This window comes from Priestia koreensis (assembly GCF_001274935.1).
Taxonomy (GTDB): Bacteria; Bacillota; Bacilli; order Bacillales; family Bacillaceae_H; genus Bacillus_AG; species Bacillus_AG koreensis.
In genome coordinates, this window is record NZ_LILC01000013.1 from 363400 (window position 1) to 380552 (window position 17153).

Here is a 17153-nt window from a genome sequence, read left to right on the forward strand (position 1 = left end):
AAACATTCACTACTTTTCGTATTAGAATGGACAAAACGTAAAAAAGCGAGGCCATATGGCCCCGCTTCTTATGCTTGATGCAACAATTCCTTTTGATGTTTAACAGGTAGTAGAAGGAAAACAATCCCTACTACCACGATTACACCGCCTACTAAAAACGGTAATTGTGGTGCATTATGTCCAATAATCCCTGATAATAAAGGTGCAAACGCTGCCCCTAACCAGCGGACGAAATTATAGCCACCTGAAGTGATTGGTCGTGGATACGGAGAGATGCCCATTACATAGCTTGTAAATAGCGCATTGTTTAATCCGCATAGAAGACCAGATGCGACAATTAACACAACCTGTAGCCATACAATATGGATTGCAAATAGGAGAACTAAAATAAGACCAAAAATGAGTAAGCTTCCATAGAGTAATTGACGCGGTTGAAAACGTTTTTCAAGCTGATGTGATAATCCAGCCGAGCCGTAAGCAAGGCAAAGACCCCACGCAAAGAAAACAAATCCAATTTCATAAGCTGATAACGGTAGCACAAGTGGTGAATACGCAAGCACTGTGAAAAAACCGTAGTAATAAAACATTCCTGAAAGCGCACCAGATAAGAAGGGCTTGTATTTAAACAGTTGACCCATGTCCTTAATCGTTGCTGGTTTTCGTTTTTCAGCACTCTGCGGTTGTTTGACAAACACCGTCACAAGAATAAAGGCCAGTACAATTAAAACGCCTGTTGCAAAAAACGGAAAGCGCCAAGAATGAGCCCCAAGTACGCCTCCTAATAAAGGTCCACCGGCCATTCCAAGACCAATAGCCGCTTCGTACAAACCAACGGCTGATTTCACTTCCCCACTAAGCGCAATTAGAAGCGTCATCGCAGTGGCGAAGAATAAAGAGTTTCCAAGTCCCCAGCCTGCACGGAAAATGGATAGTTCTGGTATCGTATTTGATAATCCGCATGAAATAGCGAACACTGATACGATCGCCAATCCGACCACCATTAATTTTTTATCCCCAAACTTAGCTGCAAGTAATCCTGCTGGTATCATCATAATCGCCATCGTAAATATGTAGGCCGTAAACAGCATTTCGACCTGCCAATGTGTAGCTCCAATTTGCTTTGCGATCTCTGGTAAAATAGGGTCTACCACTCCGATTCCCATAAAAGCTAGAAATGTCGCAAAAACCGTAATCCATTTGGCACGTTTACTTGTTGGGCTAATGTCTCCCACTTTAGTTCCTCCCCTTAATATTGCTCAGTTTTAACTCTTTTCGTTTTCTCGAGAAGTTCTTGAAGCTCTTGTTGAAATAGCATCATGCTTTTGATTTTCTTATGAATCATATCCAGCTGTTCTTCCACAGCTTCTTCAAAATGCTCAAGCTCTTTTAGCTCTAGACGACCTTGTGCTTGATCACGTTCAATCGTTTCTTTTAGTTCCATAAAGTGCTGTAACTCCTGTAAGGAAAAACCTAGCACTTCTTTTGCTTCCACAACTTTTTTTAAAGCTGATACTTCTTCTTCCGTATATTGACGGATGTTACCTTTTGTCCGCTGCGGTGGTTTAATCAGTCCAATTTCTTCGTAATAACGAATGGCACGCTTCGTCAAACCTGTTAGCTTCATTACTTCATCAATCATAATCAGAGTCATGCACACTCCTCCTCTATTTAAATGACCTTTACGTTAACGTCAACTTCATAATACTTATTCTAACTTAACGTTGACGTTAATGTCAAGAGTATGAATTGTATTTTTTTCCTTTTCATTTAAAAGTTGAGGGAGAACTCATTGGTATTTGCCTTATTCCTTGGTATGATAAAAAAAGAACAAACGTTCCTAATCGCAACCAAAAAAAGAAACAGGTCAATGCCTGCTTCTTAATAGTCTTTTTCTTTGCTATGCTTCTTTTGAAACGCCGTAATATTTGTATACTCGTCTTCTAAGGCTCTTGCCACGCGGATATAGATGGGCATAAGCTCTTGGTAGAGATCAACGTTATCTTTGTTCGGAACGTGCTCGTTTGTATGACCGACCATCTCTTTCACTACATCTAACGAATCTACTTTCCCTAATCCGTATAACCCTAAAATTGTCGCACCGAGGCACGAGCTTTCAAAGCTTTCAGGAATGACCACCTTTGTATTAAAAACGTCCGCCATAATTTGTCGCCACAATTTTGATCGTGCAAATCCTCCTGTGGCTTTAATTTCTCCAGGCGTGCCAATAAGTTCTTTAAGCGCAAGAAGAACGCTATACAAATTGTACATGACTCCTTCTAGCGCAGCTCGAATGAAATGCTCTTTTTTATGATGCAAGGAAAGGCCAAAGAATGAGCCCCTTGCATTCGCGTTCCAAAGAGGAGCACGTTCTCCTGATAAATAAGGATGAAAAATTAGTCCGTCTGAACCAGCGGGTACTTTTTCAGCAATGTCCATTAATAATTCATATGGACTAACGCCAAGTCGATTGGCTGCTTCGACTTCTGATGCTGCAAACTCCTCCATCACCCAGCGTAAAATCATCCCACCGTTATTAACAGGACCTCCTATTACCCATTTTTTATCTGTCAGCGCATAGCAAAACATGCGTCCTTTCGGATCAACAACTGGCTTGTCGACAACCGTTCGGATCGCTCCGCTCGTCCCAATGGTCGCAGCAACGACACCAGGATCCAGAGCTGCGAGCCCCAAATTAGATAGTACTCCATCGCTTGCGCCTACAACAACCGGTGTCCCTGACAGCAAATTAAGAGGAGATTCGTGCGGATCATTTGGGAGTTTTAAATAGTGTGTTGTCGGGACAATGTTAGACAGCTGTTCACGAGACACTCCTGCTACTGCAAGAGCTTCTTCATCCCAATCAAGCTGTTCTAAATTAAACATACCTGTAGCTGATGCAATAGAATAATCAATGACGTATTCCCCAAACAATTGATAAAACACGTATTCCTTAATCGAAATAAACTTGTTTTCACTTTGAAGCAATTCAGGCTGTTCTTCTTTTAGCCACATGAGCTTGCAAAGCGGCGACATAGGGTGAATAGGCGTTCCTGTACGCATATAAATTCCGTGTCCTTGCTCTGTGCTTTTTAACTGTTCGGCATAACTAGCAGCTCGGTTATCCGCCCACGTGATGCAGTTTGTGAGCGGTTTACCATGGCGATCCACAGCAATCAAGCTGTGCATCGCGGAACTGAAAGAAACCAACTCTACCTGGCTTCGATTAACCTGTGATTGATCGATCACGTTATTAATCGATGTGATGACGGCTTCATATATTTCGTTTGGATTTTGCTCTGCCACATGTGGTGTGGGCGTATGCATGGGGTACTCGACGTGATGAACATTCAACACTTCCCCTTTTGTTGTAAACAGAACAGCCTTTGTACTGGTTGTCCCAATATCCACTCCGATCATATATTGATTCATTCTTCTCACCAACCCTTTACGATTTCATTGTTACGTTTAGAATTTGTTATTTATTGAACTCTATCCCCTTTATGCGTCGGGATAAAAACGTCTAGTTAAAACCCTACGCTTAATCTTCACCGAACACAACCGATATGCCCTCTTAAAGTGTTGTCGCACTCTTCTCCTTATCGATGCTAGAAAGTGTAAAAACTGAACAGGAAATGATGATCCTGCTTCGTTCACAATAAATCCCCGTGAAACCAAATAAGGAAAACGCTTTCAAAATATGGTATGGTTATAAGTAAGAGATTTCATGGGGGATGGATGAGCATGGATTATACGCAGTCTGTTATTCAAAAAGTGAAAGTAATGTTTCCTGGTTTTAGTGAAAAGGAAAAAAAGGTCGCGAATTATTTAATTCAAGCACCTGATCAAATGATTCACGATTCGATTAGTCAGCTAGCAGAGCGACTATTTATATCTGAAGCAACAATTACCCGCTTTACAAAACATATTGGCTTTAAAGGATATCAAGCATTAAAAATTGCGCTTGCCTCAGACATTCGCAAACTCTCTCATCAGGAAGAGGAACAGATTGCTGAAGATGCCTCAGTGACGCAAATTTTTTCTTCAAGTATTCAGCAACTCCAAAATACGCTCACTATGATGGATGAGAACAAGATTTTAACAGCCGTGTCTCTATTAGCAGATTCAACACATATTGCGTTTTATGGAAATGGCGCTTCATCCGTTATTGCACTTGACGCGCATCACAAATTTTTAAATACGGGAATCTCTTCTAACGCTTACTTGGATTTTCAAGTACAGCACCGAGCTGCCTTTCAGCTAAAGGAAACGGACGTTGCTTGTGTTATCTCAGCAGGTCCGATTGACGACCAGCTAATGAGTATTACCAGCATTTTACGCGAACGCCGTGTGCCAATTTTAAGCATAACCGAATATGGAAAAAACAACTTAAGTCAATGCGCCACTGTTTCGTTGTTTACGTCACCTGTTGGGAATCAAGGTGTTCATGAAGAATGGACGACGCAAATCTCACAGCTATGTCTTGTTCACACACTTTATACAAAAGTGATGATGGCGAAGGATGCCGTTTTGTCCTCTTATTAAATAAAAGCACGTGGCGCGCAGGCCACGTGCTTTTATTTGAGCTTATCACATAGCTGTCTAGCAGCTTGTACACTTTTAGGGTTAATCGGCTGGGTATATTGACAATTCACGCGTACTCCTGCACCTAAGCGTACTTCTGTTAATTTTGTGACCTCTAAAAACGGCTTCATGTTTTCTGGCTTTAATCCCTTGCTTCCCACAAGAGTCAACGGTTGACCTTGTAGTCGTCGTAATAATTTTTTAATCTGCGGAATTCCCGCTAGCGCCGTTTTATCCGATCCTGATGTTGTTACTCGTTTGATTTGCGGAAAGTGCTGAAGCGCTTCTAAGGCTTCTTCTTGATCGCGCACTTGGTCAAATGCGTGACTAAATGTTACGTCTAGGCCATCTGCTTCCGAAAGAAGCTGACTTAGGACATGAACATCAATTTCTTTTTCTTCTGTTAGACACCCGATAATGATTCCCTTTACTCCGAGCTCTTTCGCCAATTGTATATCTCTTCGCATCGTATCAAGATCGTCTTTATTATATACAAATGTTTGGTTGTGCGGACGAACCACGATATGTACAGGGATTTTCACCTGTTCCATCACTTTTTCCATTAATCCGTAACTAGGGGTATACCCTCCATCTACCATACCAGATGATAATTCGATGCGATCTGCACCATTTTCTTCAGCTAAAATGGCATCCAATAACGTTGTTGCGCCAATTTCTAAAATCATGCTATCACCCTTTCTTGAACTAATTCTCTCTCTGTTTTTTAAACGAACATATTGCTCCATATATTTTCGAGGATGTATGATCACTAAAAACGTGTTTCAACATTGAAACACGTTCATGGTCATATCTTTCGTCATTATGTTCTGTTTTGTGACGTTTGCATTAATACCATCTATTGGTATTCGGCGTTCCTTGAGAAGGATAATTGGACATTTGGCCGGTAGAACCGCTTGGCATTCCTTGATTCATCATTGGCTGGCCACCCATGCCTTGACCCATTCCTGGCATCATTGGCTGGCCACCCATGCCTTGACCCATTCCTGGCATCATTGGCTGGCCGCTCATTCCCTGATCCATTCCTGGCATCATCGGCTGGCCACCCATGCCTTGACCCATTCCTGGCATCATTGGCTGGCCGCTCATTCCTTGACCCATTCCTGGCATCATTGGCTGGCCGCTCATTCCTTGACCCATTCCTGGCATCATTGGCTGGCCGCTCATTCCTTGACCCATTCCTGGCATCATTGGCTGGCCGCTCATTCCTTGACCCATTCCTGGCATCATTGGCTGGCCGCTCATTCCTTGACCCATTCCTGGCATCATTGGCTGGCCGCTCATTCCTTGACCCATTCCTGGCATCATTGGCTGGCCGCTCATTCCTTGACCCATTCCTGGCATCATTGGCTGGCCGCTCATTCCTTGACCCATTCCTGGCATCATTGGCTGGCCGCCCATTCCGTGTTCCATCCCTGGCATCATACCTGGGTATCCGCCCATTCCATGTTCCATCCCTGGCATCATACCTGGGTATCCGCCCATTCCATGTTCCATCCCTGGCATCATACCTGGGTATCCGCCCATTCCGTGTTCCATCCCTGGCATCATACCTGGGTATCCGCCCATTCCGTGTTCCATCCCTGGCATCATACCTGGGTATCCGCCCATTCCTTGACCCATTCCTGGCATCATCGGCTGTCCGCCCATTCCATGTTCCATCCCTGGCATCATGCCTGGATATCCGCCCATTCCATGTTCCATCCCTGGCATCATGCCTGGGTATCCGCCCATTCCTTGACCCATTCCTGACATCGGCTGTCCGCCCATTCCATGTTCCATCCCTGGCATCATGCCTGGATATCCACCCATCGGATTTGTTTGACATGTTCCCGTTGAGCAAGAGCCCGGAAACATAGACGACTGATCAGGATATCCGTAGTAAGGATTTCCCTGCATCATTTGATTTTGATTTTGTTTGTTTTTTTTACGTCTCATTATTAGACCCCTTCCAGTACTGTACTACACTGTAGCCTATTCACCGTGTCCTTCATTAGGAATTAGTCCAACCGAAATTAGGCGCTTTCTTCAGTAGCACATTAAACGTTGTCTTTCCTTTTTATTTTTCATATCATGAGGCTCATACTAATAGGAAATAAAAGAGGAAAGGAGCCAATGATGAAAAAAATTATGGTTCTGTTTCGAAAAGACTTTCGCATTACCGACAACCCTGCCCTTACCCAGGCTCATCATGACGGGACGGTTGCCCCTATTTATATTTACGATGAGCACGGCGACTGGTCACTCGGCGGCGCTAGCAAGTGGTGGCTTCACTATGCTCTTGAAGATTTAACAAACAGTCTGCAAAATCTTGAAGCTCCCCTTCATATTTATAAAGGAAATACAATTGATATCCTGAAGAAAATGGTTCAGTCAGAAGAAATTGACGCTCTTTACTTCAATAAGCGCTACGAACCACATGTAATGGAGCAAGATGAGCAACTAATAAAAAAAATGAAGGAATTGGGCATCGACGTTCAAACATTTGAAGGTCACCTAATCCTTCCTCCACAGGAGACAACAAAAGAAAACGGTGATCCCTACAAAGTATTTACCCCTTTTTATAAATCTTTTCGTCAAAAAGAAGTGCCGAAAGCGACTAAAAAAATACGGAGCCTTAAAAGTTTTCAGATGGATAAGGATTCTCTGAAAATTGATGAGCTTTCCCTTCTTCCAACGATTGATTGGACAAGCGGAATGGAAAAGAAGTGGGACGTGTCTGAAAAAGGCGCATGGGAAACCTTTAAGCACTTTGTCAAACATCGCCTGCGTAATTACGAGGATGGTCGCGACGTGCCTGCTGAAGAAAGTATTTCAAATCTATCGCCCTATCTTGCATTCGGTCAGATCTCTAGCCGCTATATTTATCAGTACTTGTTAGAGAAAAGCGAGTCACTGCAATCAGCGAACGTTGAGAAACAAATTTCCGCCTTTCTACGCCAGCTTGTGTGGAGAGAATTCTCTTATCACCTGCTTTACTTCTTCCCACATACCGTTCGAAAGCCTTTGAATGAAAAGTTCACTCATTTTAAATGGAAGCAAAGCAAGAAAGATTTTAAGGCATGGACAAAAGGAAAAACCGGCTATCCTCTTGTTGATGCAGGAATGAGAGAACTGTGGGAAACAGGTGTCATGCATAACCGCGTACGAATGGTGGCGGCATCCTTTTTAGTCAAGCATCTCCTTCTTCCATGGCAAAAGGGTTCGGAATGGTTTTGGGATACGCTCGTGGATGCAGATCTTGCTAACAATACGATGGGCTGGCAATGGGTTGCCGGAAGCGGTGCTGATGCAGCTCCTTATTTTCGAATATTTAATCCTACCACTCAAGCGGAACGATTTGATGAAGACGGCGAGTATATTAAAAAGTGGATACCTGAACTGGCGAAGCTCCCAACAAAATACATTCACAAACCTTGGGAAGCTTCTGATGAAATACTCAAGAAGGCTGAAGTATCACTTGGAAAGAATTATCCAAAACCAATTGTGGATCATAAATCAGCACGGGAACGAGCGCTTGAGCACTACGACGAAATTAAATAAACGTCCTCTAGAATTGACAATTATTAATAAATTTTTCTTAACTTTCCCATCACTCTCGCCTATAATATGAATGGCTGCTTTTACTAGATTACTAGTAAAGCAGTTATTTTACTGGTTGGAGGAAGAAAAATGTTCAAACATGCCTTAAAAACAGCGGGAATAGCTGTCGCTCTGTTCATACCGCTCGTCACGATTACTCCTAGCATTGAAGCTGCTACAGCACCTGCCATTACGATGTCGTTTACTGGAGATATCTTATTGGATAAAAATGTAGGCGAACAAGTGACCAAATACGGTGTTAACTATCCGTTCACAAGCGTGGGGTCTATTTTAAAAAGCACCGATTTAACCGCCGGAAACTTAGAAACAGCCGTTACAACACGAGGAAGCGCACAAGCCAAACAATTTACGTTTCGTTCCAAGCCCACAACGCTTCAAGGCTTGAAAAATAACGGCTTTGATATGGTGAGTATCGCAAACAATCATACGATGGACTATGGTCTGCAAGGATTATACGATACGATAACATACTTAAATCGCTACGGTATTGGGCACAGCGGCGGCGGTAAAAATGAGCAAGAGGCGTTTAAAGCTTATTATAAAACGGTAAAAGGTAAGAAAATTGCGATTTTGGCGGTCAGCCGTGTCCTTCCTGACGCTAGCTGGTTCTCTGGAAAAACCAAGCCCGGAATTGCAAGCGCCTATCAAACAAGTACATTAATGAGCTATGTAAAACAAGCTGTACGAAATTCTGATTACACGGTCGTCATGATTCATTGGAATAAGGAAAGTACGGATTATCCAGAAAGCTATGCGCGCGCGCTAGGAAAACAGCTCGTGGATCAAGGTGTAGATGCAGTCATTGGCAGTCACAGTCACACGTTGATGGGAATGGAGTATTACAAACAGGTCCCTATTTTTTATAGTCTAGGAAACTTTGTATTCACCCCTTCTAAAAGTCCAAAAGGGGCCGAAACCATGATTGTAAAGCTAAAGATTACAGGCGGAAAAACCTATCCACAAATTATTCCCGCTAAGATTATAAACGGAAAACCAACGTTAATGAATGCAGCTTATAACAAAACCATCATCTCTAAGCTTAATCGACTATCATACAATGCATCCGTTAGTGCTTCTGGCATCGTGACGCAAAAATAAAAAAGCCCCGTACTGGGGCTTTTTTTTATGGTGCTTGTACAAAAAGCTGTGTGTAAAGCTGATTGGTGTACACAAGATATCCGATAGCGAAAATAGCTGCTAGCATGATTAACTTTTCACCGATCTTACCTGTTTCATAAGTGATAAGAAATTTGAACTTCTTTTTCCAAATCGGCGAAAATAACGGCACACCGCGTTTTGAGAAAAAGTCCCCTGCTATATGAAACAAATAGCCAGCACAAAGACCATATGTAAAATGATTAGGGTAGAAATAGTAAATTAAACTAAAGCACATCCAAGCAAGAAGAGAATGGGTTAATCCTCGATGACCAAATGCTTTTTTAATGAGCTTTGCAATTCCAAACGAACGTCTGCCAATATACGAATTGGGCTCATCAATATCAGGAATAAGGCTTCCTACTATGATTCCTCCTACAAATGTAAACGTAAAAGGAGCATCGGTGACAGTCGTTAAATAGGCTCCCGCCGCAACGGATGTAATAATATGTGTCTGATATCTCAAACCTGCTCCTGCCTTCCTTAAAGTACATATGTTCCCATAAAGTTCCTCTCTACTATAAGTGAAGTTTGTCACTGTGTCAAAGAATTTTTCAGCTGATCTACTATAAACTGATGAACCTTCGTCCATACTGTTAAAGAGGTTTTAATGAAAAGAGGTAGATTAAGATGAAAATAGCTGAAGTTGAAGAATTGTTTAATGAGTATGGGATATCCTTTCACTTATCTTATCCTTTAGAACTTTCCGGTCTTTATCATACAATGAACCGTCGAACGATCCGTACATTTCTAGAACAAATCGAGGCGATCGATGAGATGTCATTTGAAGCGTTCTATTATCAGTATAAAGTGTTTCAAGCTGCGTTTGAGCGGAATGAGCTCCCGCTATAGGAGTAAAGATGTATGCACTTGCTGTGGTTACGAACAATTAGGCGAGGTGATCGTTCTTTCGATTAATCCATTAAAAAAGAAGGCGCTATGCCTTCTCATCTAAAAATTTATGAAAACTGTGCGCCAACTACACCGACAATCATAATGATAAAACTAATTAATGCGCCTTTTCCATTTCGCTTACGGTTCTCATCTCGTTTGATAACCGAATAAGCAAATGTGCTAGCGTAGATCAGCAGCCCTAAAAATCCTAGCATCGTGATGTATACAAACATGTCGTGCCTCCAAATAAGCTTTTTTCTTAATAGTAGCACAACCTCACGTAGAAAAAAACTCCTTGCACGAGCGATAAATGGCGTTTTTCATGATAGATTGCCTGTTATGAGTATGCCCCCCAAAAAAAGAGACTCTAGTTGGAGTCTCTTTTTTTTATGTCCGCAACGCTTAGGCTACTTTGGACGCAATGACAAGTACTTTTCCTCTGTCTAGCTCTTCTTCATATCGCTCAGCTTCTGGTTGTGATAGTCCTAATGAAGTCATTTTCGAACGAAGTTCGTCTCCACGTGAGCGGAAAACATTTGCTATCGCACTTCCTACCCCTTGCTCTTTTAATCCGATGTTGTTTGTATCGATCGCATCAGCTAAATCCTGGGAGCGGTTTTTATCGTGTGCTAGTAAGTAAATTTCATCCATTGTAAAACCATTTCGTACTAACGTCTCTACAATTTCTTTTGCTTGTACACCATTTTCAACGACTTTTACATCTACCATTATAAGTTCCTCCTCTAATTTAACTTGCTATCAATTTCTTATTTGGTATATAGCCCCTATCGTTAGTTTTAAAACATTTTTATAAAAAAAGACATTCCTTTTTTCTTTTTACATATATTAGAAATTATGCTACCTTATAGGTAAAAGAGATAAAGAGGTGTTGGAAATATGATGGTAGCTGCGCCTTTGCTCGCATCTCTCCTTCTTGGTCTGATCGTTATTGTTTTGTCCATACGGCTTCGAAAAAGACGGGTACGTACATGGCTACTTTTATTACCTAGCTTCGTACTCATGTTAACAGGAATTGTTTTCTTTTATGTTAGTATCGCATTTATACGAGGCTTTGAAGGTGCTTCATATGGCTTCATTGGCCTATTTTTAATCATCTTTAGCGCTGCAGGAATCATGGTTAGCCGCACACAGGTAAAACCTGCTTCTCGTCAGTAAAAAAAGGATCGTTCATCATTGAACGATCCTTTTTATTATTCAATATTTTAGTAAACAGGTGCTGCATATCTTCCAAACCAGTCATGACGATTTGCTGAAATCCAGTTATAAAGTGGTACGCCTAAACGATCCACTTTTGGAACATACAATAGCCATCCTAATATAGCAGTAGCTGGAAGCGCACGTAAAATTCTGCGAACCGAGTAGAAGCCTGCATAAAGCCTGCCAGAAGCCGACATCATGTGGATGCGATCATACACATCTCGCTCTTTCAAATAATGATATTGCGCCTCATCTTCTGCCTTTTGTACAGGAACCCATTCTAGTCTCTGAAACCAATCGAGTTTGATTAACACTTTTTTAACATTGGCGCAAAGCGGACACTGCGCATCATAAAAAATAATATGTTTCATTCAATCACTCCCCATCGTTAGATCCTTTTTGTTTATTTACACTCTTTTTCTTATCGTAAACAATATAATGTTTTCTAAAAATACAGTCTTTTCATTACACTTCCATTTCGTTACAATAAATGTATAAATGAACAAAGTTGAGGTGAACTCATGCTAACTGGATGGTTTTTATGGTTTATTCTATTTTGGATTGTGTTCCTTATTAGTATGTTTGCCATCGGCGGATTCTTTATGTTTCGAAAGTTTTTAAAGCGGCTTCCTAAAGAGGATGGAAAATCCATTATTGACTGGGAGGAACATTACATTCGCGAAACATTGCATTTGTGGAGTTCGCCACAAAAACAGCTTCTTGAAGATTTGGTCAAGCCGGTTCCTGAACTTTTTCGAGATGTAGCCAAACAAAAAATTGCGGGTAAAATTGGTGAGCTTGCGCTCCAAGAACAAGCAAACGCCATTACTGAGGATTTAATTGTGAGAGGATATATCGTAGCAACACCAAAGCGCGACCACAAATTTTTATTAAAAACGTTACAAGAAAAGAAAATTTCCGTCACCCCATATCAACACTTGTTTAAAAGCTCGTGAATAAACATCGCGTATCTTGAAGCAAATTAAAAAGAAGCCTGATATCAGGCTTCTTTTTAGACGGTTTGATCGATCGGACGCGTTGGAATTTGCTTTGAAATGCGTTTGTATGAGATATACATCGCCACACGCCACGGTACAATCATTCCGAAGGCTAGAATCCAAAACATCCCACCAAGCGCTCCTACCTCAATCGTTTGACTAAAGTATAGTTTGAGTGCTGTGCGAATTGCGACTAAGGCAATTAAAATAAAGACAAAAGCCTTTGAGCGCTTCAAATATACTTGATCATCTTTTATCTCGAACTTTGATGTTTTGATTAAAAAGATAGAAAAGAACATACCCAACAGAATCGCTTCCAAGAATTCTGTACCGGTTACGCGAAAATATGGGAAAATGAACATTAACGCACCTGTACTCATAAAGAACGGTGGTAAAATAATTTTTTTCGCATTTGTCGGCTTTTTCGATGCCTTCACACGCACCATTAACACAAGCATTGCCATCGCAAGCGCAACTAAAGTTGAAGCAACAATCACGGTAATCCTTCCTTTTCTACATAATCTTCAGTATTTCTATTATAAGCCAAAAAAGGAGAAAAGAAAACATGGACGACCGTTTTCTAATGGTTTACGACGTTTTCTTTGCTTTTTTTAACGTCTTTAGCAAGAAACCACCTTTAAATTTACGCGGTTCATACGAAATGATGAATGCTCTTGGTTCGTGATCTTCAATAATTCGAAACAGCTCATCTTCTCTGTTTCTCTTTGTTAAAATCTCTAGCTGGTAGCGAATGCTATCTCTTCCTTCACCGTGGAAAACAGTTACTCCGAAACCTCCTTGACGGAGATCGGCAATTAAGCTCTCATTTTTAGCAGGGAGATTTACCATAAATGTCGTAAATCCGATCGCTAATTTTCGCTCAATAAAGCTTCCTACAACGATACCTAGTCCAAATCCTACTGCGTATACAACCATTTGTACGACGCTTTGTTCTCCAGAAAACACAATGGACAATCCAAAGACATAAATGAGGGACTCAATCACACCAAATAGTGACGCATAAGTACTCATGCCTTTCACTAAGAAAATGGTACGTAAAGTTAAGACAGGCACATAAATAAGTTGAAGTAGCAAGATTAGTAAAATGTCCTTCACTCTTTACACCCCTTATGATTTTCTTCCGCCTAAGCGGTCAACCGAGCATAGATCAAACCAGTTGATGAGAACGTTGTAACTCAAGTAACCGTTTATCCCTACACAATGTTTTCATTTTATCACTACCATTTCGTTGTTTAAAGAGTGAATTTTAAATGAAAACAAAAAAAAGAGCATTCACTTTATAGCTCCTTTTCTCCCTGTTCTATTTTTAAAACTACCCGCTCTAAGCGAGCACTCTACTCACTGCATCAATTACCCGTGATTCATCGAACGGTTTTACAATAAAGTCCTTTGCTCCTGCTTCAATCGCATCCACGACCATCTTCTGTTGGCCCATTGCTGAACACATAATAACCTTAGAATCTGAAAATTCTTTTTTTATGATCCGCAGCGCTTCCATCCCGCTCATTTCTGGCATCGTAATATCCATCATTACGAGAGCAGGCTGTAATTCCCGATACATTTCAACAGCTTGACGCCCATTTTCAGCCTCACCTACTACTTCATAGTGAGAATTTTCTAGGATCGCTGTTAGCGTTTTTCTCATAAACCGAGCATCATCTACTATTAATATCTTCGCCACTCCAAATCCTCCGTTCATTGAAACAAACCATATAACCAATTTTGTATTAGGAATTATTTCATTTTTCAACTAAATTTCACTTTACCAATTTTACACATTTTTTTCAATGCTATTTTACTATATTGTTTTAAAAACCTCTAAATCCGCCTAATAAGCTAGAAGAATACGCAATAATTTTTGTCATCCAGTCGAAGTAAAGAACAATCCCCATTGCAACCATAAGATAGCCTCCACCTTTTACAAAAAGAGAACTGTTGCGTTTAATCCATTTTAAATGACCAATGAAAAATGATAGGATAAAAAACGGAATCGCAAACCCTAGCGCATAGGCAATCATATAGGTCATGCCTGAGCCTGGATGAATAGCAGAAAGAGCAATAACAGACGCAAGAATGGGGCCTGTACAAGGCATCCAACCGGCTGCAAAAGCCATGCCAATTAAGATAGAGCCTAAAAAACCGCTTGGACGTTGCGTAAAGGACAATCTGCGATCTTTCATCAGGAAAGATGGCTTAAAAATACCAACTACGACAAGTCCAAAAAAGATGATTAAAATAGCTCCCAATTGACGAATTAAGCCGTCATAGTTTTGAAATATCTTCCCGATAAAAGAGCTTCCAAAACCGAGTGCCACGAAAATGATGGAAAAGCCAATTAGAAAGAACAACGTATGAAGCATGCTTTTTCTTTTTAGCATGCCGTTCTCTTCTTTTAGATCGTTTACGCTCATGCCCGTAATATAGGATAAAAAAGCAGGATATAACGGTAAGCAACAAGGAGAAATAAAGGATAGAAAGCCTCCGCCTACTGCAATGACCAAGTTCAAATCTGCCATTCTCATCTGCACTTCCCTTCATAATCATTTTATTATCAATGAATCATTTCATGTCCTTTTGCTTTTAAAAAGTTCCATAATCTAGTATAATCAGGGAAAAGATAGGTGAAGAAAGGACCGTAGCAGTGCACAAACAAGACATTCTACTTCAAATTGAGAAAAAGCGCGAAGAGTTAGTACATATTGTAAAAATCAAGGGACTTACCTCTGCATTAACTGTCCAGTATAGTCAAGAGCTTGATCACCTGTTGAACTTATACGATCAAACTTATACAAGCAAATTAAACAACCTCTCATAAGGAGGTTGTCTTTTTTAGTTTATCATAATTTTCCATCTTCTTCTATGAAAAATTATGCGCCCTCTTGATTATTTTCTTCGTACGATAATCCGTTTTGCAGCAGATACATCTTGTAATAGAGCCCTTTTAAACTCAACAACTCTTGATGCGTTCCGCGCTCAACAGTTTCACCTTTATGAAGAACTAAAATAAGGTCGGCATTTTGAATAGTTGATAAACGATGCGCAATCGCAATGGTTGTACGTCCCTTTCTCATGCGCTCAAGTGCTAATTGGATGGCTTCTTCTGTTTCCGTATCAATATTCGCCGTTGCTTCGTCTAACACCAACACTTTCGGGTCGCGTACAATGGTTCTTGCAAAGGCCACTAGCTGGCGCTGACCGCTTGAAAGAGTAGCTCCGCGCTCTACGACTTTTTCATCATATTGATCCTCAAATCGTTCAATAAATGAATCGGCCTGGACAAACTTCGCCGCTTCCTTTACTTGATCGATCGTAATACGTTGATTATGAAGAGCAATATTGTGCTTAATATCGTTGGCGAACAAAAACGGATCTTGAAGGACAAGCCCTACTTTGCTTCTCAGCTCATCGTTTGTATAGTCTCGAATGGGCACTCCATCAAGGAGAATGTTGCCTTTTTCGAGGTGATAAAAATGCATTAATAGATTAATAATGGAGCTTTTTCCACTTCCGGTGTGCCCTACTAATGCGACAGTTTCGCCTGGCTTGGCGGTAAACGAAATATTTTTTAATACATCTCGCTTTCCATCATAAGAGAATGTTACGTTCTCAAAACGAATTTCGCCCTCCGTCACCTTGTTTGTTTCCGTATGACTACTAGACGGAGCATACGTTTTGTCATCAAGGAGAGCAAACACGCGTGAAGCGGAAACGATCGCCTGCTGAAATAATGAAAGTCGCATCATTAGCTGGTTGATCGGTTCAAAAAATCGATCAAGGTAATTAATAAATGCATATAAAACACCAATTTCAACAACATTTCCAAATGATGAGATGCCGAAGTAGCTAAGAACGATCATCAGAGACACAATATAAATGACATCTACAGCAGGTCGAAGCAACAAACCATCAAGCTTAATGTTCTTTAATCCTGCTTCGTAATGTTCTTCATTGATTTTAGCAAACTCTTTTTTCATTCGATCTTCTTGACGGAATACTTGCACAATCGCCATTCCTTGAAGAGATTCATTTAATGAGGCGTTCAGCTGACTGAGCTTTTCTCTCATTTGTTGATAAAAAACGGAGCTAACCTTGCGATAAGTCTTCATCAACACATACAAAGCGGGGAGCAGCACTAAGCAAAATGCAGCAAGCTTTACATTTAAAATAAACATCGCAATAAAAATCCCCACTAGCATCACACCGTTTTGAATAAAAGAAACAATAACTTCCACAAACATATCTTTAATCGATTCCGTATCATTGGTAATGCGGGAGACAATGCTTCCGGTAGGCGTTTGATCGAAATACTTTAATCCAAGCTTATGAACCTTTGAAAAAACGTCAATTCGAAGCTTTTGAATAATATTTAACGCAAGCTCCTGAAATCGAAGTAGCTGAAAATATTGAATGACGACCTTAATGATATGCAGCCCCAAATACGCAATTCCTAATAATAGTAAGGGATTTGTTGGCATGTACCGAGGTGTTAAATAGTCGTCGATAAACACCTTAACAATAATGGGCCCTAATATATCCGCCACTGTTACAATTAATAGTAGAAAAAAAGTTAGAATGAACTGCTTTTTATAAGGAACCGTGTAGCTCAAAAGACGCTTTAAAACCGTTCGCTGTTCTTTTCCTGTCATATGCTGATTTACGTCCATT

The 17153-nt window shown here is 40.8% G+C and carries 21 protein-coding genes; 7 read left to right on the forward strand and 14 right to left on the reverse strand.

The genetic code is table 11. The annotated features are described in order from the left end of the window. Positions 1–68 precede the first annotated feature (68 nt). The 3 genes from AMD01_RS11005 to gntK form a co-directional block, all read right to left on the reverse strand. Positions 69–1223 carry an MFS transporter gene (locus AMD01_RS11005; RefSeq protein ID WP_281176877.1) on the reverse strand — a complete coding sequence of 385 codons (1155 nt, stop codon included), beginning with the start codon at positions 1221–1223 and terminating at the stop codon, positions 69–71. A gap of 23 nt (positions 1224–1246) precedes the next feature. After that, positions 1247–1651, reverse strand: a complete 405-nt coding sequence (locus tag AMD01_RS11010) for a MerR family transcriptional regulator (protein ID WP_053401452.1) — start codon at positions 1649–1651, stop codon at positions 1247–1249. A gap of 227 nt (positions 1652–1878) precedes the next feature. Continuing rightward, positions 1879–3429, reverse strand: coding sequence for a gluconokinase (gene gntK, locus AMD01_RS11015; RefSeq protein ID WP_342666980.1), 1551 nt, complete (start codon positions 3427–3429; stop codon positions 1879–1881). Positions 3430–3741: 312 nt separating this feature from the next. Here gntK and AMD01_RS11020 point away from each other — a divergent pair, with 312 nt between their 5' ends. After that, entirely contained in the window at positions 3742–4542 is an 801-nt protein-coding gene (locus AMD01_RS11020) for a MurR/RpiR family transcriptional regulator (RefSeq protein WP_053401453.1), read from the forward strand. Between the two features lie 32 nt (positions 4543–4574). Here AMD01_RS11020 and AMD01_RS11025 read toward each other — a convergent pair whose 3' ends face one another. Further along, the gene (locus AMD01_RS11025; protein ID WP_053401454.1) at positions 4575–5267 is read right to left on the reverse strand and encodes a copper homeostasis protein CutC; all 693 of its coding nucleotides are present in this window, start codon (positions 5265–5267) and stop codon (positions 4575–4577) included. 160 nt (positions 5268–5427) lie between these two features. Beyond that, positions 5428–6537, reverse strand: a complete 1110-nt coding sequence (locus AMD01_RS24105; protein WP_053401455.1) for a mediator complex subunit 15 domain-containing protein — start codon at positions 6535–6537, stop codon at positions 5428–5430. A 177-nt stretch (positions 6538–6714) separates the two neighbouring features. Between AMD01_RS24105 and AMD01_RS11035 the strand changes: the two genes are divergently transcribed. Together AMD01_RS11035 and AMD01_RS11040 are read left to right on the forward strand one after the other, a co-directional pair. Beyond that, positions 6715–8142 (forward strand): cryptochrome/photolyase family protein, encoded by a 1428-nt coding sequence (locus tag AMD01_RS11035; RefSeq protein ID WP_053401456.1) that lies wholly within the window; start codon positions 6715–6717, stop codon positions 8140–8142. A gap of 129 nt (positions 8143–8271) precedes the next feature. Further along, positions 8272–9300, forward strand: a complete 1029-nt coding sequence (locus tag AMD01_RS11040) for a CapA family protein (RefSeq protein WP_083446515.1) — start codon at positions 8272–8274, stop codon at positions 9298–9300. 25 nt (positions 9301–9325) lie between these two features. On the opposite strand, the gene AMD01_RS11045 is transcribed toward AMD01_RS11040, so the two are convergent. Continuing rightward, a complete protein-coding gene (locus AMD01_RS11045) occupies positions 9326–9823 on the reverse strand; it encodes a metal-dependent hydrolase (protein WP_053401457.1) in 498 nt (165 codons plus the stop codon). A 164-nt stretch (positions 9824–9987) separates the two neighbouring features. Between AMD01_RS11045 and AMD01_RS11050 the strand changes: the two genes are divergently transcribed. Beyond that, entirely contained in the window at positions 9988–10209 is a 222-nt protein-coding gene (locus AMD01_RS11050; protein WP_053401458.1) for a hypothetical protein, read from the forward strand. Positions 10210–10316: 107 nt separating this feature from the next. Here the strand turns inward: AMD01_RS11050 and AMD01_RS24485 are convergent, their stop codons facing one another. Both AMD01_RS24485 and AMD01_RS11055 read right to left on the reverse strand, forming a co-directional pair. Further along, on the reverse strand, positions 10317–10484 hold the full coding sequence (locus AMD01_RS24485) for a hypothetical protein (RefSeq protein WP_169775954.1): 168 nt from the start codon (positions 10482–10484) through the stop codon (positions 10317–10319). Between the two features lie 169 nt (positions 10485–10653). Continuing rightward, positions 10654–10980, reverse strand: coding sequence for a YflT domain-containing protein (locus tag AMD01_RS11055; protein ID WP_053401459.1), 327 nt, complete (start codon positions 10978–10980; stop codon positions 10654–10656). Positions 10981–11148: 168 nt separating this feature from the next. On the opposite strand from AMD01_RS11055, the gene AMD01_RS11060 reads away from it, so the two are divergent. Continuing rightward, the gene (locus AMD01_RS11060; protein WP_053401460.1) at positions 11149–11427 is read left to right on the forward strand and encodes a YesK family protein; all 279 of its coding nucleotides are present in this window, start codon (positions 11149–11151) and stop codon (positions 11425–11427) included. A gap of 47 nt (positions 11428–11474) precedes the next feature. Here the strand turns inward: AMD01_RS11060 and AMD01_RS11065 are convergent, their stop codons facing one another. Further along, a complete protein-coding gene (locus tag AMD01_RS11065) occupies positions 11475–11840 on the reverse strand; it encodes a thiol-disulfide oxidoreductase DCC family protein (protein WP_053401461.1) in 366 nt (121 codons plus the stop codon). Positions 11841–11990: 150 nt separating this feature from the next. Between AMD01_RS11065 and AMD01_RS11070 the strand changes: the two genes are divergently transcribed. Beyond that, positions 11991–12425 (forward strand): DUF2621 domain-containing protein, encoded by a 435-nt coding sequence (locus tag AMD01_RS11070; RefSeq protein WP_053401462.1) that lies wholly within the window; start codon positions 11991–11993, stop codon positions 12423–12425. 56 nt (positions 12426–12481) lie between these two features. Here AMD01_RS11070 and AMD01_RS11075 read toward each other — a convergent pair whose 3' ends face one another. The 4 genes from AMD01_RS11075 to AMD01_RS11090 all read right to left on the reverse strand — a co-directional run bounded on the left by AMD01_RS11075 (position 12482) and on the right by AMD01_RS11090 (position 15004). After that, on the reverse strand, positions 12482–12964 hold the full coding sequence (locus AMD01_RS11075) for a CcdC family protein (RefSeq protein ID WP_083446516.1): 483 nt from the start codon (positions 12962–12964) through the stop codon (positions 12482–12484). 91 nt (positions 12965–13055) lie between these two features. Next, entirely contained in the window at positions 13056–13583 is a 528-nt protein-coding gene (locus tag AMD01_RS11080) for a DUF2179 domain-containing protein (protein WP_053401463.1), read from the reverse strand. Positions 13584–13809: 226 nt separating this feature from the next. Beyond that, positions 13810–14169: a response regulator gene (locus tag AMD01_RS11085; protein ID WP_053401464.1), complete on the reverse strand. Its 360-nt coding sequence runs from the start codon at positions 14167–14169 to the stop codon at positions 13810–13812. 127 nt (positions 14170–14296) lie between these two features. Beyond that, on the reverse strand, positions 14297–15004 hold the full coding sequence (locus tag AMD01_RS11090) for a cytochrome c biogenesis CcdA family protein (RefSeq protein ID WP_053401766.1): 708 nt from the start codon (positions 15002–15004) through the stop codon (positions 14297–14299). A 125-nt stretch (positions 15005–15129) separates the two neighbouring features. Here AMD01_RS11090 and AMD01_RS23510 point away from each other — a divergent pair, with 125 nt between their 5' ends. Next, positions 15130–15303 carry an aspartyl-phosphate phosphatase Spo0E family protein gene (locus AMD01_RS23510; RefSeq protein ID WP_083446517.1) on the forward strand — a complete coding sequence of 58 codons (174 nt, stop codon included), beginning with the start codon at positions 15130–15132 and terminating at the stop codon, positions 15301–15303. A gap of 52 nt (positions 15304–15355) precedes the next feature. On the opposite strand, the gene AMD01_RS11095 is transcribed toward AMD01_RS23510, so the two are convergent. Further along, on the reverse strand, positions 15356–17152 hold the full coding sequence (locus AMD01_RS11095) for an ABC transporter ATP-binding protein (protein ID WP_053401465.1): 1797 nt from the start codon (positions 17150–17152) through the stop codon (positions 15356–15358). Between the last annotated feature and the right edge of the window lies 1 nt (position 17153).